Genomic DNA, 22,405 nt, shown 5'->3' on the forward strand with positions numbered 1-22,405 from the left:
TCTCCTTGTAAATTAAAATAAAAAAGCTCCATCCCAAAATAGGGACGAAGCGATCTTTCCGTGGTACCACCCTGATTTCTGTCATCTGACAGACACTCAATGTTGTTTAACGCACAAGTACGTCGCTCCCTACTGTCTTCAGGAACGCAGCTCCAGTGTGAAATTCATCTCTCTGTCTGTACCGTGGAAGATTTTCAGCCGATGATCCTCCCTCTCTGTCGGGAAACAGGAAACTACTTTGCACTTTCAAAGCCTTTCGCATTTCAATCAAAATCATTATAACATCAATTTTTAAAATTACAACCCTTTTTCGATTGCATCTTTTGAAAACTTTTCTGGCTGCTCCAGATAGCAGTTGATTTCTGCCCCCATAAACAGCAGCCACATACAGAAATACAGCCACAGCATGACCATCACGACCGTTGTCAGACTTCCATAGATTGCCGACATCCCTTTGGAATATTCGATATAGACCGAAAAGCCATAGGAAAACACCGACCAGGCAAAAGAAGTGGCCACTGCTCCCGGAAGCTGAGAAAAGAAATCCTGTCTCTTATACGGAAGCCACGCATACATCGCACAGAAGATCATGCACAGCAAAAGGATCGTTCCAATCGTCCGGGCACTGATGATCAGCCAGGATACGGCTCGCAGCCACGGCAGATAATGCAGAAGATAATCATGCAGCAGATTGCCGAACACAAACAGCCCCATCGCCAGAATCAGCGATATCAGCAGCAAAATAATATAAAGAGCTGCCCGGAATCTTGCCAGAAAATAATTTTTCCGGATCTTTGTGTCATAAATCTTATTCAGTCCTTTGGATACAGACATCATGGCCTTGCTGCACGCCCAGACTGCTGTGATCACCGTTCCAGAGAGCAATGCGGTGGATTTTGTATACACAGATCCGACTAACGTTTCCAGGTACGCATGGAAACCTTCCGGAAAGATCACCTTCAACAAGGTCATAACGTCTTCTTTTGTCATCGGCGTGTACTGAAGCAAAATAAGCAGCAACATCACAAAGGGAATAAATCCCATAATGATAAAAAAAGCAGACTGTGCCGAATAGGCATCCACTCTGTCCTCTGAACTTTTATCCATAAATCTCAGCAGCCAGCAAACCAGCTGTATCACGTATCGCATATGATCTCCACTCCGTCTCCATAGTAATACTTCAAAATTTCCTGACAGCTCCATCCCTCTTCCGCCAGGTGTTTTGCACCATTCTGACTCATGCCGTCCCCGTGCCCATATCCCCCTCCATTCAGCAGAAAACCGGACAGCACGCCACCCTGATACTGTGGGGTAATATAAAAGAACGCACTCGGAAGAAGTCCAAGACTTGGTGCCGTGCTTCCATCCTGTAAGATCACAGCCTGATCACCGGGCCGCAGAAACTGGCGGATCGCATACTCTCCTTCGATTGCTACCGTCCCAAGTGTCCCTGTGACCTGCAGCACTTCTGCCCTTCCATTTTCAAGTCGCTTCAAAACGTTTAAGCTTAAAATCTGCCCGATCTGTCCCGGATAAAACGTTTCGGCAGCGGCATTTAGTTCCTCTGTCGAAAAAAGTGTATTCCAGCGATACCAGGATTCTTCACGCTCCGCATCGGATGCTCTGCTGCCGGACATCGCTGCACAGAAAACGGCTTCGTTGGAAGCTTCCTCCTCCATGCGAAGTCCGCAGGACGTTGAATAATACAGCGTATTTTCAATCTGCCCGTCTTCTTTTATCACCATCCCAGCAGTCTGCTGCACTGCCTGCACGGCAGCATCCGTCTTTCCAATATTATTATACACCTGATAAGAAACGCTGTCATCCAGATCTGCACCAAATTCCTCGCAGCGACTGTTCTCCATCTGAAGCATGGCATAACATCTGGCACAGACTGCCTGGGCTTTTAACGCCTCGATCGGATAGGAAGAGGGCATTTCACTTGGAACCACATAGCACAGATAAGTTTCCAGCGGAAGCGTATTGATCAGAATCAGACCTTCCTCTCTTTTCTCCACATGAAGACTCCCTTCGTAAGAGGGACACTCTGCGGCACGTTTCAGATACGGAAGCTGAAATACACCGTCTTCTTCCATTGTAAAGACCAGATCGCCCTGCAAAAATTCATTGCTTTGCATCGTGAACTCAACCTGCTCACCGGCCTGGCAGTGCCGTTCTGTGCCTTGTCCGCTCACCCGAAACGGCACATCTGCCGTAATCGTGATCCGGTCATGGTATTCACTCGCATAATTGTCACTGCACAGCAGGACACGGATGTCCGGATTTGCATCTGATGCCATTCTTTCATCCTTTTCTGCAGTTTCTGTCTCCGCTCCTGCTTTGTTTTCCGCCATTGTTTTGCTTTCTTTTCCGCTCTGCCCTGTGCTGCGGTTTCCGCCTTTTTCCTGGTTTTCTCTCAGCACCTGTTCCTGAAGCTGACTCTGTTCTGCCAGAAAACTCCGACTGCTGCTTGTCAAAACAATCCCATAACGATCATACAAGGACAGGAGCATTGCAGCCAATGATGCACATCCAAGTAAGAAAAACTGTCTTTTTGCAATCCTTTTCACCTGCGGACACTCCTTTTACTTTTCAGAACCATTACCTGTTTTTTAAATATATTCCTGTCCTTGTATAAAATACCTGATTTTTTATTTTACTGCTGAAAAATAGTAAATGGTTGTCGTTTCGTATTTTGCACCGGCACGCAGTACGGTAGACGGAAACGTCTCGTGATGTGTTGCATCCGGGAATCCTTGTGTCTCAAGGCAGAGACCGGAGCGTTTCTGATAAACGACACCTTCTTTTCCCTTTGGAATACTCTCAACAAAATTACCTGCATAGAACTGAACGCCAACTGCATCGGAAAAGACTTCCATACGTCTTCCGCTTTCCGGTTCGGTTACTTCCGCAATCTTACGGAGTGTTCCGTTGCTGTTGTTCAGTACATAGTTGTGGTCATATCCGCCGGCAATCTTCAGCTGCTCATAATCTGCCTCAATATCTGCTCCGATGCTCTTTGCAGCACGAAAATCCATCGGTGTTCCCTCAACCGGAAGGATCTCTCCAGTTGGGATCATGCCCTGTCCTACCGGTGTGAATGCATCTGCATCCAGCCATAAAATGTGATCTTCGATCTTTCCTGCTGCATGTCCTGCCAGATTGTAATATCCGTGATTAGTCATATTGGCAATCGTATCTTTATCAGAAGTTCCTTCGTAGTGAATCTTTACTTCGTTTTCCATGGTCAGTGTATAAGTAACGGTGATATCAAACGTACCCGGCAGTCCCTGTTCACCGTCTGCACCGACATGATGGAAACTTACACTGTTGCCATCCTCGTCTACGGACGCATCCCAGATGATATTGCTGTAACCTTCACTTCCGCTGTGAAGATTGTTTTCGCCTTCGTTTTTCTCCATCTGATACACATGTCCGTCAATCACGACCTGTGCATCTTTTGTCCGGTTTCCGTTTCTTCCGATGATTGCACCAAAATAGCAGGTTCCCTGCTCATAATCCTGCACATCATCATATCCAAGCAGTACATCTTTGCTTCTGCCCTTTGCATCCGGAGCAAGGATTGACACCATGGTTGCACCATAATCGGTCACTTCCAGTGCCATACCTTTTCCATTTACCAGTGTATAGATATGTGCAATCTTACCTTTTGAAGTTTTTCCAAATTCGCTTACTTTAATACCCATTGCTCCAAAATCCTCCTGTGAAAATTTATCGTTTTCAGTATAACATTACCCGTTTTAAATTGCAATGCACGATAGATGTCTCTATTATAATAGGGAGTTATATTTTTTGTCAATTTTATAATTATGATGTGGGTGTCAAAAGTCCCCAACTATGATGCCTACGGATTGTTCTCAGGAATTTCTCGTATAATCAAAATATCTGGAATATGCCACAATTCCACAGATAGCATAAAAAATCATTGCCAAAACGAATCCCTCAACGCTGCGTACAAATAATACCAGTATCAAGATCAGAAGAAACGTCGGCAGTTCCATCCGATGCAGCCATTTAAACATGTGATAACGCTTCGGTGACATTTCATGTTCTGCTGTTTTTGCATTTGTTGTCTCACATTCTATCATCGCACCAAAACGTGAAAAGTTCCGGTAAGCAGTATAGGGAATTCCATCCAACGTAAATTCCGGATACATTCCTTTTTTTGTTATCACAATCTTCATTCCTTTTTCAGAGGCATACTGTAATAATGCTTCCTCAAATTCTTCCGGATTCATGCACATGGTATCCGGCCTGAAAGAGAAGCGTGCCTCTGTTTCAGCTTTCGATACTTTTTTGAAATCATTCAGAAAATCTGCAAAAATGGCACCTTTCTTTTCCTTTTCGTCCATTTTCTTCAAATAGTACTGTGGATCAAACTCTCCGAGATTTTCCTCTTTAATCTCTTCGCAGAAATCAATTGCATCCGTCAGCTCCGCTCTCTGCTTTTCCAATCTTTCCTTCTGCTTTTGGATCACCTTACCAAGCATTTCAGGACGATCAAAGGTATCTTTAATCTCCTCAATCGGAACATCCAGTTTCCGTAAAATCTTAATCTGAAGAATCCGCTTTATATCTTCCGGCGTATATTCACGATATCCATTCTTCTCATTTCGTTTTGGCTGCAGCAGGCCCATCTTTTCGTAGTACCGGATATTTGCACGACTGATACCGGTCTGTTCTTCTGCTTCTTTGATATTGCTCATAAAACCTCTCCTCTCTTTGTACTTTGCATCAGGCAAGTACTTTATAGTGGGATTGTAAGGTATAAAGCTGCTTGAATGTCAAGCATTTTATAGAAAATTCCAGTCAAATCACAAACAAGACCTGCAATCCATATAGATTACAGGCCTTGCCATATCTTTGTCACAGAAATGCTCTGTGACAAATCTCATTTCGCATTTACCATGTTGTTGATTGCAGTCAGCAGTGCATTGATGGAAGCACGGATGATATCCTGATCCACGCCGGCACCCCAGTAATGTTCTCCGTCTTTGCTGCGGATACCAACATAGGCGATCGCTTTGGAGCTGGAACTCTGTTCCAGTGCATGCTCCTGATAAGTTGTCAGATCATATTCCAGACGGAACTGATTCTTCAGTGCGTTGCTTACTGCATTCAGACGGCCATTTCCGGCTGCGATCGCAACCACGCTCTTGCCTTCACATTCTACGGTCACCTCTGCAATAATGCCATTATGCTGTTTGAAGTGTACTTCGCTGATATTGAACGGCGTTGTGATATCTTCAAATTTTTCTTTAAACAGATTGAAAATTTCCTGAGGCTGCAGTTCTTTGTGCTGATGGTCTGAGCTGTCTTTTGCAGCATATCCCATTGCCTCACGCATTTTTGCCGGAAGGTTCAGTCCAAAGTTCTGCTCCAGAATATAGCCTACGCCGCCTTTTCCGGACTGGCTGTTGATACGGATCACGTCTGCCTCATATCTTCTTCCGATATCGGTCGGATCGATCGGCAGATACGGAACGGTCCAGGTCGGGCAGTCATGCTCCTCACGGTAATGCATACCTTTTGCGATTGCATCCTGATGGGAACCAGAGAATGCTGCAAATACAAGGCTTCCGCCGTACGGACTTCTCATATCAATATGCATGCCTGTATATTCTTCATATGCTGCAGAAATTGCCGGCATATCACTGAAGTCAAGCTGCGGATCCACACCCTGAGAATACATATTCAGTGCCAGCGTCACAATATCCACATTTCCGGTACGCTCGCCATTTCCGAACAGAGTGCCTTCAATACGATCAGCACCTGCCAGAAGTCCCATTTCTGCATCACTGATACCACATCCACGGTCATTATGCGGATGCAGAGAGATCAGCACATTCTCACGATATTTCATGTTTTTGCTCATATATTCAATCTGGCTTGCGTAAACGTGCGGCATTGCATTCTGTACGGTACTTGGCAGGTTGATGATGCATTTGTTATCTGCGGTCGGCTGCCATACATCCAGAACTGCGTTGCATACTTCCAGTGCATATTCCGGTTCTGTTCCGGTAAAGCTCTCCGGACTGTACTCAAATGCAAAATTTCCTTCTGTCTCATCAGCCAGCTTTTTCAGAAGTTTTGCACCGTCTACGGCAATCTTCAGGATCTCTTCTTTGGATTTTTTAAATACCTGTTCTCTCTGTGCCACAGAGGTAGAATTGTATACATGTACAATCGCTCTCGGAGCACCTTTCACTGCTTCAAAAGTCTTGCGGATAATATGCTCTCTTGCCTGTGTCAGTACCTGAATGGTCACATCATCCGGAATCAGGTTCTGATCGATCAGTGTTCTCAGGAAATTATACTCTGTCTCGGAAGCGGCCGGGAAACCGACTTCGATTTCTTTAAAACCAATCTTTACAAGCAGTTTAAAGAATTCTACCTTCTGTTCCAGACTCATCGGTACGATCAGTGCCTGGTTTCCATCACGCAGATCGACGCTGCACCAGATTGGTGCCTTATCTACATAAGTCTTTTTCACCCAGTCATTGCATTCTACTGGCGGCATAAAATACTGTCTCTGATATTTATTTACATTTTTCATCATTTTAACAGATCTCCTTTTCTTTTTGTCTTTGATTTATCCGGCAGGCATCGTTTGAAGAACATAAAAAAACCTTACGTCTCACTATAACATATCTGCTATCATAGAGACGAAAGGTCAAGTCTTCCGCGGTACCACTCTATTTTATGAATTCATTCATACTCTCACCGGATACGGATTTGCATCTTATATCCTGTCCCTGTAACGGTGGACTTCCGTCTGCTCCTACTCTCCTTTGATTTCAGGCAGCTGCTCCAAGGTCAGTTCCATTCTTTCCTTCCACTGTCTCGCATCACCCGACAGCTTTCTGTATTCTGGTCAAAATGTACTATTCCTCATCAACGCTTTTCCTATCAATGAATAAATATTACCATTTTCGACCAGACTTGTCAAGGTTTTTTCCCTTTCCTTTCAAGAATGCCTCTGGCATTCTTGCTGCGAGGTGCACGTTATGCATCGCATGACATGCACCTCTGTAATCCGTCGGAGGCTATATCAGATGGGAGATTGAATCCCGCCACTGATACAAGCTTGTTGCTCGCCGCCTGCAGAGGCGGGAGTCATCTCCCATCTGATATATATTTTCGATCCAGTGTAAAGCCTCTTCCACGCACTTCATTGATCTGCGTTACGGAAAGAAATGCTTTTTTATCGACTTCCTGCACCATATCGGTCACAGTATGCAGCTTTCTGGATGAGATCACACAACAGACTGCCATCTCATCTTTTTGCAGGTAGCCGGTTTCAATATGATACATTGTGGCACCAAGATCCAGTTTCTGAAGAAGCATATCGCGAATTTCCTGATAATGCCTGGATATGATCATAACCTGTACTTTTTTCTGTCCTGCCAAAGAGACATATCCGAGTACAATGGAACTTAAGATTACGATCAGGATTCCATACAGAACCTGTTCTTTTGTCGATATAACAACCTGTAACAGAAGCACTGTGAAATCGAAAAAATACATAGAAACCGCCACCGGAATCCCCAATTTTTTATTCAGGATCAGCGGCGGGATATCCAGCCCTCCGGTCGATGCTCCGAACCGGATGACGATACCGACACCAAGACCGACCATAATGCCGGCATAGATAGCTGAAAGCAAAATGTCATTTGTCATCGTTGCGATCCACTGCTGTTGTGTAAAAAAAGAAAGGAACATTGGATACACAATAGTACTCACGATGGTCGTCAGTGCAAATTTTTTGCCGAGTACAAACGCCCCGACCGCAAACAAAATAATGTTATAAACAGCTACTGACACCGAGAGATCCACCCCGAATACTCTGCTCGTAACAAGTCCAAGACCAGTCGCTCCTCCGGTGATCATGCCGTGCGGCAATACAAAAGCTGCAATTCCAAATGCCAGGATCGCATTTCCAAGCAAAATACCGCACAATTCCAAAATCTGATACCCCAATTTCTTATTCATGCGCCTTCTCCTTTTCCTTAGTTTTTCCGGATAATCTGTTCTTATTCTACCCTTTCCGGCAATGCAGTGCAAGCCGCCGCATCATAGCAGTAACGCAATATCAGGATGACGCCGAAAAAAATGTGGGACACACAAAACATGGACATCACCTGAAAACGGGAAAAAGCAGACTCCAGAACGGAATCTGCTTTTATCTTGCCAAATATAAATTGAAACCTTAAATCATTTCTCACGATAAACGATTAGTTGTTGATCAGTTTGTCTTCGCCATTCCAGCTGTACAGTTTTCTGATCTCTGCACCGACTTTTTCTGAAGGATGCTCGGAAGCCAGTTTTCTCATCGCTTTGAAGTGTACCTGACGTCCTGCCTGTGACATATCCAGAAGGAATTCTTTTGCGAAAGTACCATCCTGGATGTCTTTCAGAACCTGTTTCATAGCTTTCTTTGTGTCTTCTGTTACGATCTTAGGACCTGTGATATAATCGCCATACTCAGCTGTGTTGGAGATAGAATATCTCATTCCTGCAAAACCACTCTGGTAGATCAGGTCTACGATCAGTTTCATCTCATGGATACATTCGAAGTATGCATTTCTCGGATCATATCCAGCTTCACACAGTGTCTCGAATCCTGCCTGCATCAGTGCACATACACCACCGCAGAGAACTGCCTGCTCACCAAAGAGGTCTGTCTCTGTTTCTGTACGGTAAGTTGTCTCCAGCAGACCTGCTCTTGCTCCACCGATTCCAAGACCATAAGCCAGTGCTTTGTCCCATGCTTTTCCGGTGTAATCCTGCTCTACAGCAATCAGACATGGTGTTCCTTTTCCTGCCTGGTACTCGCTTCTTACAGTATGTCCAGGAGCTTTTGGAGCGATCATAGTTACATCAACATATGCCGGTGGTTTGATGCATCCGAAATGAATGTTGAAACCATGGGCGAACATCAGCATATCGCCTTCATTCAGGTTTGGCTCGATGTCTTTTTTGTACATATCTGCCTGCAGCTCATCGTTGATCAGAATCATAATGATGTCTGCCTGTTTTGCAGCTTCTGCTGCTGTATATACTTTTAATCCCTGAGCTTCTGCTTTTGCCCAGGATTTGCTGCCTTCATACAGACCAACAATAACATCACATCCGGAATCTTTCAGATTCAGTGCATGTGCATGTCCCTGACTGCCGTAACCAATAATTGCAATCTTGTGTCCTTCCAGTGCGGAAAGGTTACAATCTTCCTGATAAAAAATTCTTGGTTCCATTTTATGTTCCTCCATTATGTATATATTTGTTAAAGGTATAATTAATGCCTCTAGCTTTCTTCTTTACAGGTAACGGACATCCTCCGCTCCTCTTGATAAACCTGTCATGCCTGTCCTTGCCAGCTCTAATATCTCGTAATCACCAAGAAGTTTGAAAAATGCTTCAATCTTGGACTCTGTACCGGTAAGTTCAATGATCAGAGAATCAACTCCCACGTCAATAATTTTGGCACGGAAAATATTTGCAATGGACATTACATCCTGCCTGTTTTCACGGCCAACTCTTACTTTTACAAGCACCAGTTCTCTTGTCACGCTTTCTCCTTCTGCCAGCTGTTTGATATCAACAACATCAACCAGCTTTGCCAGCTGCTTTGTGATCTGATCCAAAATCTGCTGATCGCCGTTTACGACAACAGTCATACGTGAGTATCTCGGATCCGCTGTCTCGCCAACGGTCAGACTGTCGATATTGTAACCACGGCGGCTGAACAGCCCTGCTACTCGACTCAGTACACCGGAGGTATTGTCAACCAATAAGGATAATACTCTTTTCTTCATTGGGATTTCCTGCCTTCTTTCAAAACTGCCTCTGTTCTCTTGAGGCTTATTGTATTTTACCAACAAATATTTACTTTGTCAATGTAAAGTGTCACTAAAATATAACGATAAATCCTTTTACTCCCATAATATTTTAGTTTTTTTCGTTTCCTGCTACATTTTTATAGCAGTTATAACAGTACTCTATGATATCCTTTCTGCGGATGATACCGATAAAGATCTTTTTATCGTCGATCACCGGGACAAAGTTCTGATTCATGGAAGTTAAGATCAGATCTTCGATCTCACAGTCGATATTGACCGGTTCATTGTACCATCTGCGTTCCACCTGCGAAAGGGGAATCTCTTCTGTCATATGAAGATCCACAATCTTATGGTCTTTGATATACCAGAGCAGATCTCCTTCCGTCAGCGTTCCCACATAACAGCCATTGCGGTCGATCACAGGTACTGCACTGTAACGGTAGTGTTCCATTTTTTCAAGTGCCTGACGAAGAGAGTAATCATCATACAGATACGCCACTTCACTTTTTGGTGTCAAAGAAAACAATACATTCATAGTTTACTTTTATCTCCGCTTTTCTGACATTGCCGTCTCCCGGCAAATGTCGTTTCTTTTGTTTTTCTGTGCCGCACATCCGGTTTGGACGGACTGCTTTTGGCATTTGCCGGCTCAAAAATCATATCCCAGATTGGAAAGTACCTTTCCCGGCTGATCGCAGATCACTATATCTGCTTTGCAGTCCGTGTAGTGCTCCTTTTCATGGATCACAACGATCTGCTCACCTTCAAAAAATTTGACATAATTTGAGTACACATCCGAAGATAATTTTGTTCCGAGCAAAAGAAGCACTTCTGCTTTTTCGACTTCTGTCGCTGCCAGTGAAGTCAGATGGCTGTCCAGCTGTTCTCCGTAAAGAGTCACACCGGGACGTACCACATTATTACAGTTCCGGCATCGCGGTGTCTTTTTGGAATCCCGGATATATTCCATCGGATATTCCTGTCCGCATTTCGGACAGCGGTTCTGATAGATGCTCCCCCGCAAACTGAGCACATTGCTGCATCCTGCACGTTTCTCCAGATCAAAAATATTATCGCTTAAAATACACTGGATCTTTCCTGCATCTTCCAGTTTTTTCAGTGCATAACAGGATTCAGAAGGCTTCCAGTCCTTTTCAAGAACTTCTGCCCTGTAAAATTCAAAAAAGGAATCCGGTCTTGTCATGTAATAGGCACTTGCGAAAATATCTTCCGGTGATCTTCCGTACTTCTGCTCAATCTCATAAGCGTAATCCTGGTTTTGGAAAGTCCTGCATCCCGTCTCTGCGAGAATGCCGGAACCACACAATGCCACGGTATAATGGCTGTCATCTAATACTTTTTTCAAATACTCATACTTTTCTCCCATAAGCCACATCCTCCTTGGAATAAGCATACCAAAAAAAGTAAGAGTATGCAATCCCTTAGTGAATGATCATTGCATTTTTTCCGAGTTCCTCGTAATATTTTGCAAATGTTTCTGCATCGCGTTCTACCAGTCCGTCCAGCGGATCCTGAATCAGAACCGTACCGTTTTCTTTATCAAAACCACACATCACCATACAGTGTTCGTTGCGGAACCAGCGATAGGTTTTTCCCTCAAACTCGCATACTTCATCCGTCGGAACCGGTTTTTCCAGATACATGGTATTCCAGATTATGATCGGTATCCCTGCCGCCACATAATTATAAAGATCTTCAAAGTCAGTATCTGAAATATCAAAGCCTCTTTTTTCACTTTCCTGTGCTTCCAGGAAATTATTTGCAGTCTTGACAAGTCCCGGTGCAAAAATACCTGCCCCGTCTTCCGTATGTGGATTTCCAATATAACCCATCGCAAAATTCCGGTCTGCAAAAACAAGATAATCATCTGCTATGGTTGTTTTCTCCAAATCAAATCCGAGATATTTGAGAACCATTGTCAGTGCCACAGATTCACACCCGGTCGGAAGTTCCGGATTCTGAAGAATATTTTCCATCTCAATTTCTTCTGAAGTCTTGTCTGTTTTTTCCAGAACAGGAAGTTCTCCTTCCGGAGTGGCATCCTCTGTTTTATCTTCTTCCGTTTCAGATTCTGTCTCCGTTTCCGGACGTTCTGTTTCCAAGCTGCCCTGCTCGACCACTTCCACGGCTTCCGTTTCCGGCTCTGTCTCTTTTTTCTTTTTTGTTTCTGTTTCAGACGTTTCACTCTGTCGGTCATCTGCATTTGTTTCAATATAAGCAAGCGGCTTTTTATGCAGCTCTTCACATCCTGTCATCAACACGGAGATTGTAAGCAACATGATGATACTGATTCTTTTCTTCATATTTACCTTTGAATATCCTTTCATTCATTTACAGATGTACAACGATTTCTGTTCCTTCTTCCATTTTGCTGTGGATTTCAATGTAACCGCCATAATATTCCACCACATGTTTGACAATGGACAGTCCAAGACCTGTTCCGCCCGTCTGTTTTGAATGACTTTTATCCACGCGGAAAAACCGTTCAAAAATCCGGCTCTGATATTTCATCGGCACACCGATCCCGGTATCCTTCACACTGATACACGGATGTCCTTTCTTTTCGCTGACCGTAACCCACAGTTTTCCGTTTGGCTTGTTGTATTTGATTCCATTTTCGATCAGATTATAAAACAGATCATTCATCAGCTGCCTGGACGCGAGATACAAAACAGCATCTCCGGAAAGTTCAACCGTAACGTTCCGGCTCTGTGCCATCGGTTCCAGGCGGTCACAGACCTCTTTTGCAAAAGACAGCAGATCTATATTCTCTTTTCCATAATATACTTCCTTGTCATCCAGCTGACTGACTTTGATAATATCATTTACAAGCGTCAGCAGTCTCTCGGATTCCCTGTGTATTTTGGCGGCAAACTCCGGCACATCTTCCGGTGCAACCAGATGATTCTCCATCAGCTCGGCAAAACCAGAGATGGAAGTCAGCGGTGTCTTCAGTTCATGTGAAACATTTGCCGAAAATTCTTTTCGCATTCGCTCTGTCCGCTCCCGTTCAGTAATATCCAGGACCAGAATGATAATTCCCTGAATTTTTTGATTTTCCAGGATTGGATTTCCAAAATACTGAACTTTTTTATGATCCAGTTCCTGCATGGCAGTATGAACATTTCCTTTCAGTGCAGATTCTACTACCTCCTGCATCGGAATGCTGTCACAGAATCCGGAAATAGTCTGCCCGATAAATTTGCTTCCGGATACTTCAAACAGATCCTGGCAGCTCTGGTTCATATACTGAATCTTGCGGTCTGCATCCAGCATAATGAGCCCTTCATTCATATTTTCCGTAATTGCAGTTAATTTATACTCCTGTTCTTTCATATTTTGCATCTGCGTCTGGATTTTTCGATTCTGAAAACCAAGCCGTTTCTGCAAAACGCCAAGCTCCGGAAATACAACCTTCTCCATCGGATTTTCCAGATCAATGCCGTTGATCGCTTCTACGATATTTCTGGTAAGGAAATGGGCGATCAGAAATGTGATAAATATGACAAACAGTGCGATTCCGGTAAGTGCCGGAAGTACCTGTACAAACCCGCTCCAGATACTCAGTCCCTCACTTGAAAGACGCAGATATCTGCCGTCGGAAAGTTTTCGTGCATAATAATAAGTCTCCGACTGGATCGTACTGGAAATACGGCTGCTGGAACCTTCACCGTTCTTGCTGGCTTTTAAGATTTCCGGCCGTTTTGCATGATTTTCCATGCCCGATACATCTTTGACTTTATTGTCATACAACACCATACCATTTTCAGCGATCAGGGTGATGCGAAAGTCTGTCTTTCCGGCTGCCGCCTGAAAACCGACATCTGCATCTCCTTGCTTTTCCAGAAGTGCAGAAATGAATTCTGCCTCTTCCCGCATCCCTTCCTCTTTCTGATCATGAATCGTTCGATTATAAGAAAATACAAAAACAAACGATACAATCAGTATCGTTGTAAGTGCAACCCAGAAATAGTTTCGATAGATCCGTTGTTTCATCGCTTAATCCTCTATTTTATAACCGATTCCGCGTATTGTCTTTATAAAATCTCCGCATGTCCCAAGTTTCTGTCGCAGGGAACCAATATGTACGTCTACGGTGCGGCTCTCTCCCTCATACTCATAATTCCATATGGTGTTAAGGATCTTATCACGAGAGAGCACCAATCCTCGGTTTTTCATAAGATAAGACAAAAGTTCAAACTCTTTGAACGTAAGACTGACCTCCTGTCCGCGGGCGTAAACCTCATGCTTCTGTTCATCCAGAACCAGCTCTCCGATCTTTAAGACTTCTCCCGCACTTCCTTTGCTCCGATCACTTCTGCGGATCACCGCCTTTACTCTGGAGATCAGTTCCATAACTCCAAACGGTTTTGTGATATAATCATCCGCACCGGAATCCAGACCCAGTACTTTATCGTATTCCGAAGATTTTGCTGTCATCATAATGACCGGGATATTCTCCGTATCCGGTCTGCTTTTCAGTTTTTTCAGAATGCTGACTCCATCCTCATCCGGAAGCATGATATCCAGCAGGATCAGATCCGGCTGCTGTTCTTTCATTCTTTTATAAAAAGAAGCAGCATTTTCAAATCCCATCACCTGAAATTCTGCGGTTTTCAGTGCGTACAGCACCAACTCCCTTATACTTGTATCGTCTTCCACGTAATAGATCCATTTTCCCATGACTGCTCCTTTATATTCCTTTTTATTGTTCTGACATCACATAGCCTGCCAGATTGTAGGCATGGTCAGAGATACGCTCCAGATTGCTGATAATATCCAGAAATGCCACTCCGCTTGTCGGATTGCACAACTGTCTGGAAAGGCGTTCAATATGCTTCTCCCTCAGCTCTTCTTCCAGATTATCGACCATATCCTCATATTTTACAACTTTATTTGCATCATCCATGCTGACCTTTTCTCTGGCCGATATGGAAAATACAAAAGATTTTTCAACCAGATCCATGATCTCTGCCAGATCACATCTGCCTTCTTCGGAAAAAGTGATCGGTTCGCCATCCTCTTTGACATCCATCAGCTCCACAATGTTTTCCACATGATCGCCGACACGCTCGATGTCACTGACCGAATAAAACAGATCGTTGACAACCATGTGCTGGTCTTCATTCAAAGAAAGATTGCTGATCTTAACCAGGTACTCTGTGATCAGTTTTTCCATCTTATTGATGACTTTTTCCGTACGGTAAACCTGCTCGATTTTTTCTTTGTCATAATTCATAACGGCTTCAAAGGCACGTTCCATATTTTCGTTTGCAATGTGCCCCATGTGTACAACTTCCAGAATCGCATTCTCAACGGCAAAAGACGGTGTCTCCAGGATACGGTCATCCAGATGACGCAGTGTGATCGCATCGTCACTCTGCTCTGCCTGTTCCTGTTCATCGCCGCCTTTGACCAGAAGACCGGATAATGCAACCAGTTTCCCCCTCAGCGGTGTCATAAGAACCGTACAGACAAGGTTAAAGATCGTATGGAATACCGAGATACCGACACTGTCGATCCCCATTGTCCCGAAAGCCGGGCGGAACTGAAACAGGACAAACAATCCGCTGCCCCAGACTAGTGCACCGAGTACATTGAACGTGAGATGGATCACAGCTGATCTTTTTGCATTGCGTGACTCGCCAAGGCTGGACAAAAGTGCCGTACAGCAGGAACCGATGTTCGACCCAAGGCTGATATACATGGCAGAACTTGCAGTCACAACACCACCTGCCGCTGCAAGTGTCTGAAGCACACCAACTGCAGCCGATGAACTCTGCATGATCGCCGTAACGATCACACCGATCAGGATACCAAGGATCGGATTGCTGCCAAAGAGCTCAAATGCCCTGGTAAAGATTGGAAGATGCAGGTAATCTCCCGCAGCATCTCCCATAAAATCCAGACCGATAAACAAAAGGCCAAGTCCTACCAGGATCTCACCGACCGTCTGCTTTTTCGCCTTTTTGCTGAACATGATCAGAAAGGCTCCGATCCCGACCAGAAGAGGTGCATACAGAGAAGGGGAAAATGCCTTGAAAGCATCTCCCAGCTGTCCAAGTGATACGATCCACGCCGTAATACAGGTACCAATGTTTGCTCCCATAATGACGCCAACGGCCTGTGTCAGTGTCATGATGCCCGCGTTGACAAATCCGACCACCATAACCGTTGTGGCACCGCTGCTCTGGATAATCGCCGTGACAAGTGCCCCGACCACAACTGCCATAAAGTGATTACTCGTCAGAATCCCGAGCAGCTCTTTCATTTTATTGCCGGCTGTTTTCTGAATGCCTCCGGACATACTGTGCATACCGTAGAGGAACATACCAAGGCCTCCGGCAAACATGAAAAGATTCCCAACGTCTGTGATCGTCATATATTTTCCCTCCACTCCAGATCACCTTTTTGCAGACCGATGACCAGAGATTCTGCTGTTGCGATATTGGTAGCAATCGGTATGTTATAAATATCACATGCTTTTGAAATCATTTCAATATTCGGCTCTCTCGAATTGGTAAATAATGGACTGTAGAAAAAAATCACCATATCCAATCCGTTTCGTTCGATCATTTCTACAAACTGTTTATCTCCGCCCACGCTTCCTGCCAGGAATTTGTGGACATGAAGGTTCGTTGCCTCCTCTATACGCCTTCCTGTGATCCCGGTCGCATACAACTCATGTTTTTCCAGGATACGTTTGTAGGCAACGCAAAAATCCTCGATCAGATTTTTCTTTGCATTGTGTGCAATTAATCCTATGTTCATTCTCTATCTACCTCAGATCATTATAGAGTTCTGCTGACTGTATTTTCGCAGACTATGGTCATTATAGCACAGACTCCTGCAAAAAAGAAAGCATTTTGTCACCATATTCTTAATTTTAAAAAAAGCAGGCAAGAGAAGTTTTCTCTCACCCGCTTTTGTCATTTTTCAATCCAAAACTTCAGAAGTTCCCGATCAGTACTGTGCACTGCCGTTTCCGTTCATGCCGCTTCCGGCTCCTCCGGACATCTGTCGCTCCTGTGCTTCGATCATTTTTTTGACCATATAGCCACCTACAGATCCGTTCTGTTTTGATGTCAGGTTACCATTGTAACCATCCGTCAGAGGAACGCCAAGTTCGCTTGCCACTTCCATTTTGAACCTGTCAAGAGCACCTTTTGCTTCCGGTACTGCCGCCACATTAGATGAACGATTTGCCATAATTACATGCCTCCTTTGAAATGTTTTGTTTTCCTTTTCTTTTTCAGATGTGCAATTTTCTATTGCGATCCTAGTATGTGGATTTCATCCGGTTTTAAACTGGAAAGTGTTTCAAAGTATAGCATCTTATGACAATTTGATCTTAAAGCTCGATTTTGTAGCTGTCGTTTCCTTCGTCATTGATCGTATAGTATGCACAGCTATTTTCCGGCTGCAGGAATACTTTGATCGTCTTGATATCTTTGATTTTATTTTTCTGAACTTTTGTCCAGTTTTCTTTTACTTTTTTCTTGATTTCTTCCTGTGTGATCTGCTTGCCGGCAAATTCCAGAACGAACTCTTCTTTTACTGCTGCTTTTCTTCCCGGAGTCTTCTTCGGTTCTGCTTTTTCAGCTGTTTCAGCTTTGGCAGCCTTTGCAGCTTTTGTTGTTTCTTTTACTTCTGCAACTTTTTCTTTTACAGCTTCTTTTACTTCTGCTGCTTTTTCTGCAACTTTTTCTACTGCTGTAACTTTTTCTGCTGTTTCTTCAGCAACAGTTGTCTTTACTTCTTTCTTTGCTGCTTCTTTGTTTACAGCAGCTGCTGCATTTTTCTTTGCCTGTCTACGGTTTGCCATAATAGTTTCCTCCTCATAAAAAAACATTCTAAACTCTCTTGTTTTTAATGCTTCTTAAGCAATCGGCTTAATCATATACCATTTTTTACAAATTATCAACTATAAATTCAAATTGCACAGATCCTTGTACATATATTTTTCGAGATTTTGTCTTAAAATGGCGTAATCTTTCCCTTCCGGATAGGATGGATCCTGCAGGGTGTCGTTTGCTGCATCGTTTGCTTCCTGTAAGATCGCGGCATCCTGAAAAACATCTCCGATGCGAAATGCAAGCTCTCCGCTCTGACGAATTCCAAAGAGATCTCCCGGTCCCCTCAGACGCAGATCTTCGTTCGCAATATAAAAACCGTCGTTGGATTTGTTCAAAATTTCCAGACGCTTTTTTGTCTTTTCTCCGTCTTTCCCATAACACAGGATACAGTAAGACTGTGCATCTCCTCTTCCGACACGCCCGCGAAGCTGATGCAGCTGTGCAAGACCGAAACGCTCCGCATTTTCGATCATCATAACGCTGGCGTTCGGTACATTCACACCAACTTCGATCACCGTCGTGGAAACAAGAACCTGGATTTCATTTTTCACAAAAGCTTCCATGATCTCGTTCTTCTTGGCCGGTTTCATCTTGCCATGGAGATACGAAACCGTAATATCCTGTGGCAGTGTACTTCTCAGTTTTTCTGTATAAGAAATCACATCTTCTGCTTCGATCTGCTCGCTCTCCTCCACCATCGGACAGATGATATACGCCTGATGCCCCATCTTTACCTGTTTTTCTATAAAACGATATGCTTTCGGACGGTAAGAGGTGTCAACCACACAGTTTTTGACCGGCAGACGGTTTGCCGGAAGTTCATTCACAACCGAAATATCAAGATCTCCATACAGGATCACGGCCAGTGTCCTTGGGATCGGAGTTGCACTCATAACCATCACATGCGGCATATCTCCTTTTTCCGACAGAGACTCTCTTTGCCGCACACCGAAACGGTGCTGCTCATCGGTAATCACAAGTGCCAGATTTTTATATTGAATCTTTTCCTGAAAGACCGCATGCGTCCCAATGATGATCTGTGATTCTCCGGAGACAATTCTGCCGCAGGCTTCCCGTTTTTGTTTCGCTGTCATGGAACCGGTAAGCAGTTCTGCATAAAAAGGCAGTTTCTGTTCGCAGATCTGCTTCTGGATAGCCTCCATATGCTGCACTGCAAGCACCTCGGTCGGAACCATCAGGCATCCCTGCCAGCCATTTCCCGCTGCAAGAAATAGGGCAAGAAAGGCAAGGATCGTCTTTCCAGATCCTACATCTCCCTGTATCAGGCGTGACATCAGATAATCACCTGTCATATCACGCTCGATCTCCTGCCAGACCTTTTTTTGTGCCCCGGTAAGTGAAAAAGATAAGTTTGCAATAATCTGATCTGTTAGAGGAATTTTCTGTATCTGAAATCTCTGCGGATTTCGTTCATTTACCTGCTTCAGCTGCCGCAGTGCAAGGATAAACAGATAAAATTCATCAAATACCAGTCTTCTTCTCGCCAGAAGCATCTGTTCCCGATTCTCCGGAAAATGAATCTGTTCAAGTGCAAAATGATATTCTGCGAGATGATACTTGCTGCGGATAGCAGGCGGCAGTGTCTCTTTGAAAAAGGGCAGACTTTCAAGTGCCTGCCGCACTGCTTTCTCGATGGTCTTTGCAGAGAGTCCTTCCGTCAGAGGATACACCGGTTTTAAATGCTGCCGCATCCTGTGATATTCCTCGAAAGAAAAAACAGCTGGCTGCTCCAATACCAACTGTCTGTTTTTCTTTGCTGCTTTGCCCCACAGCACATAAGGCACACCGGCTCTTACGGTGCTGCGAAGATAAGGCATATTATACCAGGTGATGCGTATTTTCTGTGCATCACTTTCGAATACGCCGGATACAATCTGCATGTTTTTTACACGCTTCACTGCCAGCGGTCCCTGAAACTGACCATACAGAGCAGCCGTCATGCCGTCTGTTACGGCATCCGGCTTCTGTATTTCCCCGTACGTTTCATACGTTCTCGGATAGTAGGAAAGCAGTTCTCCGACATTCGTTACGCCCACTTTTGCAAACAGTTTTTCTGTCTTTTCACCAATTCCTTTTAGCTCTGTAAGCGGTGATAATGTATTCATAATTACTCCACAGAAACAACATAATAATAGATCGGCTGACCTCCGGCATAGACTTCCACATCACAGGAAGGATATTTTTCCGTCAGTGCCTGTTCCAGTTTTTCTGCATCTTCGGCTTTTGTATCCTCTCCGTAATATACCGTGATCAGTTCTGCATCATCGGCATCCATCAGGGCAATCGTTTCCAGTGTAACATCCTGAATCTCTTTTCCGACCGCAAGGATTTCATGATCGCCGATTCCCATGATATCGCCCTCATGGATCTCCTTGTCATCAATGTGCGTGTCACGCACTGCATAAGTGATCTGTCCGGTTTTTACATTTTTGATCTCTTCAGACATTGCCTCCGTATTTTCTTCCACAGAAGCCTCGGCACTGTAAGTGACAACGGCTGTGATTCCCTGCGGAACGGTTTTGGTCGGAATCACGATCACTTCTTTGTCTTTGGTCAGAAGTTTTGCCTGATTTGCTGCCAGAATAATGTTTTTATTATTCGGAAGAATGTAAATCGTCTCCGCATTTACTTCTTCGATCGCACGCAGCATATCTTCGGTACTCGGATTCATGGTCTGACCGCCTTCGATCAGATAATCAACGCCCAGTTCGCGGAAGATTTCACCGATACCCTCACCAATGGAAACGGAAATAAATCCGACCGGCTTCGGCGGCACCATTTTTTTACGCTCTTCTTCTTCGAACTTCTGCTGTTCTGCAACTTTTGCCGCATCTTTGATCAGTTTCCCCTGATGCTCCTCACGCATATTGTCGATTTTGATACGGGTCAGTGAGCCGTAAGTGAGTGCTCTGGAGATTGCTTTGCCAGGGTCGTTTGTATGTACATGGACCTTGACAACATCTTCATCTGACACAACAACGATGGAATCACCGATGGACTCCAGAAATCCTTTGAACTCCTGCTCCGTCTGCGGTGTATACTTTTTCTCGAGCATGATGATAAATTCGGTACAGTAACCGAATCGAATCTCTGCCTGAGCCGGTGCTTCCTTTTCCTGTGCCGGAGCTTTTTTAGTGCTTTCAGCCGGTTCAACCGTATAATCGATCTCTTTTCCAAGAAATGCATCGTAAGCCCCCTTTAACACCTGCACAAGTCCCTGTCCGCCGGAGTCTACAACGCCTGCTTCTTTCAGAACCGGCAGCATCTCCGGTGTCTTTGCAAGAACAGCATCTGCCTCTTCGATCACCTGTTTTAAGAAATCATCCAGCGAAATATCATTCTCTGCAAGCTCCAGTGCTTTGTCTGCTGCACCCTTTGCCACTGTGAGGATCGTGCCTTCCTTTGGCTTCATAACTGCTTTGTATGCAGTCTCCACTGCTTTCTGAAAAGCAGCTGCCAGAATCGCAACATCAATCTCCTCATACTTTTTGATGCCTTTTGTAAATCCACGGAACAGCTGAGAGAGGATAACACCTGAGTTACCGCGTGCTCCGCGAAGAGATCCGGAAGAAATCGCTTTTGCAAGTACTTCCATCGTCGGATCTTCCAGTGCCGCTACTTCTTTGGCCGCAGCCATGATGGTCATGGTCATGTTGGTTCCGGTATCACCGTCCGGTACCGGAAAAACATTCAGTTCATTGATCCATTCTTTCTTTGACTCCAGGTTTTTTGCTCCTGCCAGAAACATTTTGGCAAAAAGTGCGGCATTTATTGTATTTATTTCCACAACGAGTTCCTCCTTAATCTATCGGTCTGACACCTTCTACATAAATATTGATCTCATGAATCTCCATACCGGTAAATTCTTCGACTTTATATTTGACATTGTTGATCAGATTGTCTGCAACCGCAGAAATGCTGACGCCATAAGCCACGATCACATGAAAATCAAGTGAAATTTTATTATCCTCAACGGTAACCTGTATTCCATTTTTCAGGCTGTCTTTCTTCAGAAGTCTTACCAGACCGTCTTTCATGCTCACCGTTGCCATACCGACAATTCCAAAACACTCTACTGCAACACTTCCGGCATAGGTAGCGATCACATCCGTGTCGATCAAAATCGAACCCAGTTCTGTTTCCATTCTTCCTTTCATATCATGATACCTCCTATGTTAATAGCTGTATTATTTATTCATTATAACCTGTTTCATATAAAAAGAAAACATGAAAAATCATTTTTTACAGTTTTTTTAAATTTTCGCATTTTTTACTTGCATTATCATGCAGCTTCTGGTAGAATACTTATTGTTGTGAGCCTATTGTAGGCAATATAATGTCAAGGAGGTGCAGTCATGGCTAGATGTGCTATTTGTGATAAGGGAGCTCATTTCGGTAACAACGTGAGTCATTCTCATAGAAGATCCAATAAAATGTGGAAATCTAACATTAAATCTGTTCGCGTTAAAGTAAACGGTGGAACAAAGAAAATGTATGTATGTACTTCATGCTTACGTTCTGATAAAGTTGAAAGAGCATAAGGATCATAAAATAAAAACATGGATATGAAAGAGCAGGGATAGAACGACCGATGTCCCGGCTCTTTTTTCTTTTGCTCAAATTTTCATTCCGGTCAGAGCGTTTCAG

Annotated in this window: 21 protein-coding genes and 2 other annotated features; of the genes, 1 reads left to right on the plus strand and 20 read right to left on the minus strand. The window is 44.1% G+C overall.

The genetic code is table 11. The features are described 5' to 3' along the window. Positions 1–37 precede the first annotated feature (37 nt). Positions 38–259 (minus strand) — a binding site (T-box leader). Positions 260–297: 38 nt separating this feature from the next. From GPK60_RS14170 to GPK60_RS14265, 20 genes are all read right to left on the minus strand, one after another. Beyond that, positions 298–1,203 (minus strand): YihY/virulence factor BrkB family protein, encoded by a 906-nt coding sequence (locus GPK60_RS14170; protein ID WP_346727799.1) that lies wholly within the window; start codon positions 1,201–1,203, stop codon positions 298–300. Next, on the minus strand, positions 1,137–2,570 hold the full coding sequence (locus tag GPK60_RS14175) for a SpoIID/LytB domain-containing protein (protein ID WP_215660826.1): 1,434 nt from the start codon (positions 2,568–2,570) through the stop codon (positions 1,137–1,139). Before GPK60_RS14175 ends, GPK60_RS14170 begins: the two co-directional genes overlap by 67 nt. Before the next feature lie 81 nt (positions 2,571–2,651). Continuing rightward, positions 2,652–3,707 carry an aldose epimerase family protein gene (locus GPK60_RS14180; RefSeq protein ID WP_173895578.1) on the minus strand — a complete coding sequence of 352 codons (1,056 nt, stop codon included), beginning with the start codon at positions 3,705–3,707 and terminating at the stop codon, positions 2,652–2,654. A 171-nt stretch (positions 3,708–3,878) separates the two neighbouring features. After that, complete coding sequence (locus GPK60_RS14185) at positions 3,879–4,727, minus strand: MerR family transcriptional regulator (protein ID WP_173897232.1); 849 nt, start codon at positions 4,725–4,727, stop codon at positions 3,879–3,881. A gap of 185 nt (positions 4,728–4,912) precedes the next feature. Then, positions 4,913–6,577: a 2-isopropylmalate synthase gene (locus GPK60_RS14190; RefSeq protein WP_215660893.1), complete on the minus strand. Its 1,665-nt coding sequence runs from the start codon at positions 6,575–6,577 to the stop codon at positions 4,913–4,915. A gap of 102 nt (positions 6,578–6,679) precedes the next feature. Continuing rightward, positions 6,680–6,928 (minus strand) — a binding site (T-box leader). Positions 6,929–7,137: 209 nt separating this feature from the next. After that, a complete protein-coding gene (locus tag GPK60_RS14195) occupies positions 7,138–8,013 on the minus strand; it encodes a YitT family protein (protein WP_215660829.1) in 876 nt (291 codons plus the stop codon). A gap of 242 nt (positions 8,014–8,255) precedes the next feature. After that, positions 8,256–9,275, minus strand: a complete 1,020-nt coding sequence (gene ilvC / locus GPK60_RS14200; RefSeq protein ID WP_022119599.1) for a ketol-acid reductoisomerase — start codon at positions 9,273–9,275, stop codon at positions 8,256–8,258. A 63-nt stretch (positions 9,276–9,338) separates the two neighbouring features. Further along, the gene (gene ilvN, locus GPK60_RS14205) at positions 9,339–9,836 is read right to left on the minus strand and encodes an acetolactate synthase small subunit (RefSeq protein WP_022119598.1); all 498 of its coding nucleotides are present in this window, start codon (positions 9,834–9,836) and stop codon (positions 9,339–9,341) included. A 133-nt stretch (positions 9,837–9,969) separates the two neighbouring features. Next, positions 9,970–10,395, minus strand: coding sequence for a CBS domain-containing protein (locus GPK60_RS14210; protein WP_147631401.1), 426 nt, complete (start codon positions 10,393–10,395; stop codon positions 9,970–9,972). A gap of 114 nt (positions 10,396–10,509) precedes the next feature. Further along, positions 10,510–11,247, minus strand: a complete 738-nt coding sequence (locus tag GPK60_RS14215) for a Sir2 family NAD-dependent protein deacetylase (RefSeq protein ID WP_252191418.1) — start codon at positions 11,245–11,247, stop codon at positions 10,510–10,512. Positions 11,248–11,302: 55 nt separating this feature from the next. Further along, positions 11,303–12,160: a C39 family peptidase gene (locus GPK60_RS14220; RefSeq protein ID WP_215660834.1), complete on the minus strand. Its 858-nt coding sequence runs from the start codon at positions 12,158–12,160 to the stop codon at positions 11,303–11,305. A 52-nt stretch (positions 12,161–12,212) separates the two neighbouring features. Then, complete coding sequence (locus GPK60_RS14225) at positions 12,213–13,877, minus strand: ATP-binding protein (protein ID WP_173897230.1); 1,665 nt, start codon at positions 13,875–13,877, stop codon at positions 12,213–12,215. A 3-nt stretch (positions 13,878–13,880) separates the two neighbouring features. Next, positions 13,881–14,564, minus strand: coding sequence for a response regulator transcription factor (locus GPK60_RS14230; protein WP_022119593.1), 684 nt, complete (start codon positions 14,562–14,564; stop codon positions 13,881–13,883). A gap of 22 nt (positions 14,565–14,586) precedes the next feature. Continuing rightward, on the minus strand, positions 14,587–16,263 hold the full coding sequence (locus GPK60_RS14235; protein ID WP_147631397.1) for a Na/Pi cotransporter family protein: 1,677 nt from the start codon (positions 16,261–16,263) through the stop codon (positions 14,587–14,589). After that, entirely contained in the window at positions 16,260–16,652 is a 393-nt protein-coding gene (locus tag GPK60_RS14240) for a methylglyoxal synthase (RefSeq protein ID WP_022119591.1), read from the minus strand. Before GPK60_RS14240 ends, GPK60_RS14235 begins: the two co-directional genes overlap by 4 nt. A gap of 192 nt (positions 16,653–16,844) precedes the next feature. Further along, positions 16,845–17,090: an alpha/beta-type small acid-soluble spore protein gene (locus tag GPK60_RS14245; protein ID WP_022119590.1), complete on the minus strand. Its 246-nt coding sequence runs from the start codon at positions 17,088–17,090 to the stop codon at positions 16,845–16,847. Positions 17,091–17,232: 142 nt separating this feature from the next. Then, on the minus strand, positions 17,233–17,706 hold the full coding sequence (locus tag GPK60_RS14250) for a DUF6465 family protein (RefSeq protein ID WP_147631396.1): 474 nt from the start codon (positions 17,704–17,706) through the stop codon (positions 17,233–17,235). Between the two features lie 99 nt (positions 17,707–17,805). After that, the gene (gene recG / locus GPK60_RS14255; protein WP_147631395.1) at positions 17,806–19,863 is read right to left on the minus strand and encodes an ATP-dependent DNA helicase RecG; all 2,058 of its coding nucleotides are present in this window, start codon (positions 19,861–19,863) and stop codon (positions 17,806–17,808) included. A 2-nt stretch (positions 19,864–19,865) separates the two neighbouring features. Continuing rightward, positions 19,866–21,545, minus strand: coding sequence for a DAK2 domain-containing protein (locus GPK60_RS14260; RefSeq protein ID WP_215660836.1), 1,680 nt, complete (start codon positions 21,543–21,545; stop codon positions 19,866–19,868). Positions 21,546–21,558: 13 nt separating this feature from the next. After that, positions 21,559–21,915: an Asp23/Gls24 family envelope stress response protein gene (locus GPK60_RS14265; protein WP_022119586.1), complete on the minus strand. Its 357-nt coding sequence runs from the start codon at positions 21,913–21,915 to the stop codon at positions 21,559–21,561. Between the two features lie 198 nt (positions 21,916–22,113). On the opposite strand from GPK60_RS14265, the gene rpmB reads away from it, so the two are divergent. Beyond that, on the plus strand, positions 22,114–22,299 hold the full coding sequence (gene rpmB / locus GPK60_RS14270; protein ID WP_022119585.1) for a 50S ribosomal protein L28: 186 nt from the start codon (positions 22,114–22,116) through the stop codon (positions 22,297–22,299). Positions 22,300–22,405: the final 106 nt, after the last annotated feature.

The organism is Ruminococcus sp. MCC718 (assembly GCF_018783905.1).
In the GTDB taxonomy this organism is placed as follows: domain Bacteria; phylum Bacillota; class Clostridia; order Lachnospirales; family Lachnospiraceae; genus Hominisplanchenecus; species Hominisplanchenecus faecis.

Excerpts from the sequence above, each read along its gene's own strand:
- rpmB (WP_022119585.1), top strand. The coding sequence starts at position 22,114 with ATGGCTAGATGTGCTATTTGTGATAAGGGAGCTCATTTCGGTAACAAC.
- GPK60_RS14190 (WP_215660893.1), bottom strand. The coding sequence starts at position 6,577 with ATGAAAAATGTAAATAAATATCAGAGACAGTATTTTATGCCGCCAGTA.
- GPK60_RS14225 (WP_173897230.1), bottom strand. The coding sequence starts at position 13,877 with ATGAAACAACGGATCTATCGAAACTATTTCTGGGTTGCACTTACAACG.
- recG (WP_147631395.1), bottom strand. The coding sequence starts at position 19,863 with ATGAATACATTATCACCGCTTACAGAGCTAAAAGGAATTGGTGAAAAG.
- GPK60_RS14215 (WP_252191418.1), bottom strand. The coding sequence starts at position 11,247 with ATGGGAGAAAAGTATGAGTATTTGAAAAAAGTATTAGATGACAGCCAT.
- GPK60_RS14195 (WP_215660829.1), bottom strand. The coding sequence starts at position 8,013 with ATGAATAAGAAATTGGGGTATCAGATTTTGGAATTGTGCGGTATTTTG.
- GPK60_RS14250 (WP_147631396.1), bottom strand. The coding sequence starts at position 17,706 with ATGGCAAACCGTAGACAGGCAAAGAAAAATGCAGCAGCTGCTGTAAAC.
- ilvC (WP_022119599.1), bottom strand. The coding sequence starts at position 9,275 with ATGGAACCAAGAATTTTTTATCAGGAAGATTGTAACCTTTCCGCACTG.
- GPK60_RS14240 (WP_022119591.1), bottom strand. The coding sequence starts at position 16,652 with ATGAACATAGGATTAATTGCACACAATGCAAAGAAAAATCTGATCGAG.
- GPK60_RS14265 (WP_022119586.1), bottom strand. The coding sequence starts at position 21,915 with ATGAAAGGAAGAATGGAAACAGAACTGGGTTCGATTTTGATCGACACG.
- GPK60_RS14170 (WP_346727799.1), bottom strand. The coding sequence starts at position 1,203 with ATGGAGCTGTCAGGAAATTTTGAAGTATTACTATGGAGACGGAGTGGA.
- ilvN (WP_022119598.1), bottom strand. The coding sequence starts at position 9,836 with ATGAAGAAAAGAGTATTATCCTTATTGGTTGACAATACCTCCGGTGTA.
- GPK60_RS14230 (WP_022119593.1), bottom strand. The coding sequence starts at position 14,564 with ATGGGAAAATGGATCTATTACGTGGAAGACGATACAAGTATAAGGGAG.
- GPK60_RS14245 (WP_022119590.1), bottom strand. The coding sequence starts at position 17,090 with ATGGCAAATCGTTCATCTAATGTGGCGGCAGTACCGGAAGCAAAAGGT.
- GPK60_RS14220 (WP_215660834.1), bottom strand. The coding sequence starts at position 12,160 with ATGTTGCTTACAATCTCCGTGTTGATGACAGGATGTGAAGAGCTGCAT.
- GPK60_RS14180 (WP_173895578.1), bottom strand. The coding sequence starts at position 3,707 with ATGGGTATTAAAGTAAGCGAATTTGGAAAAACTTCAAAAGGTAAGATT.
- GPK60_RS14185 (WP_173897232.1), bottom strand. The coding sequence starts at position 4,727 with ATGAGCAATATCAAAGAAGCAGAAGAACAGACCGGTATCAGTCGTGCA.
- GPK60_RS14210 (WP_147631401.1), bottom strand. The coding sequence starts at position 10,395 with ATGAATGTATTGTTTTCTTTGACACCAAAAAGTGAAGTGGCGTATCTG.
- GPK60_RS14235 (WP_147631397.1), bottom strand. The coding sequence starts at position 16,263 with ATGACGATCACAGACGTTGGGAATCTTTTCATGTTTGCCGGAGGCCTT.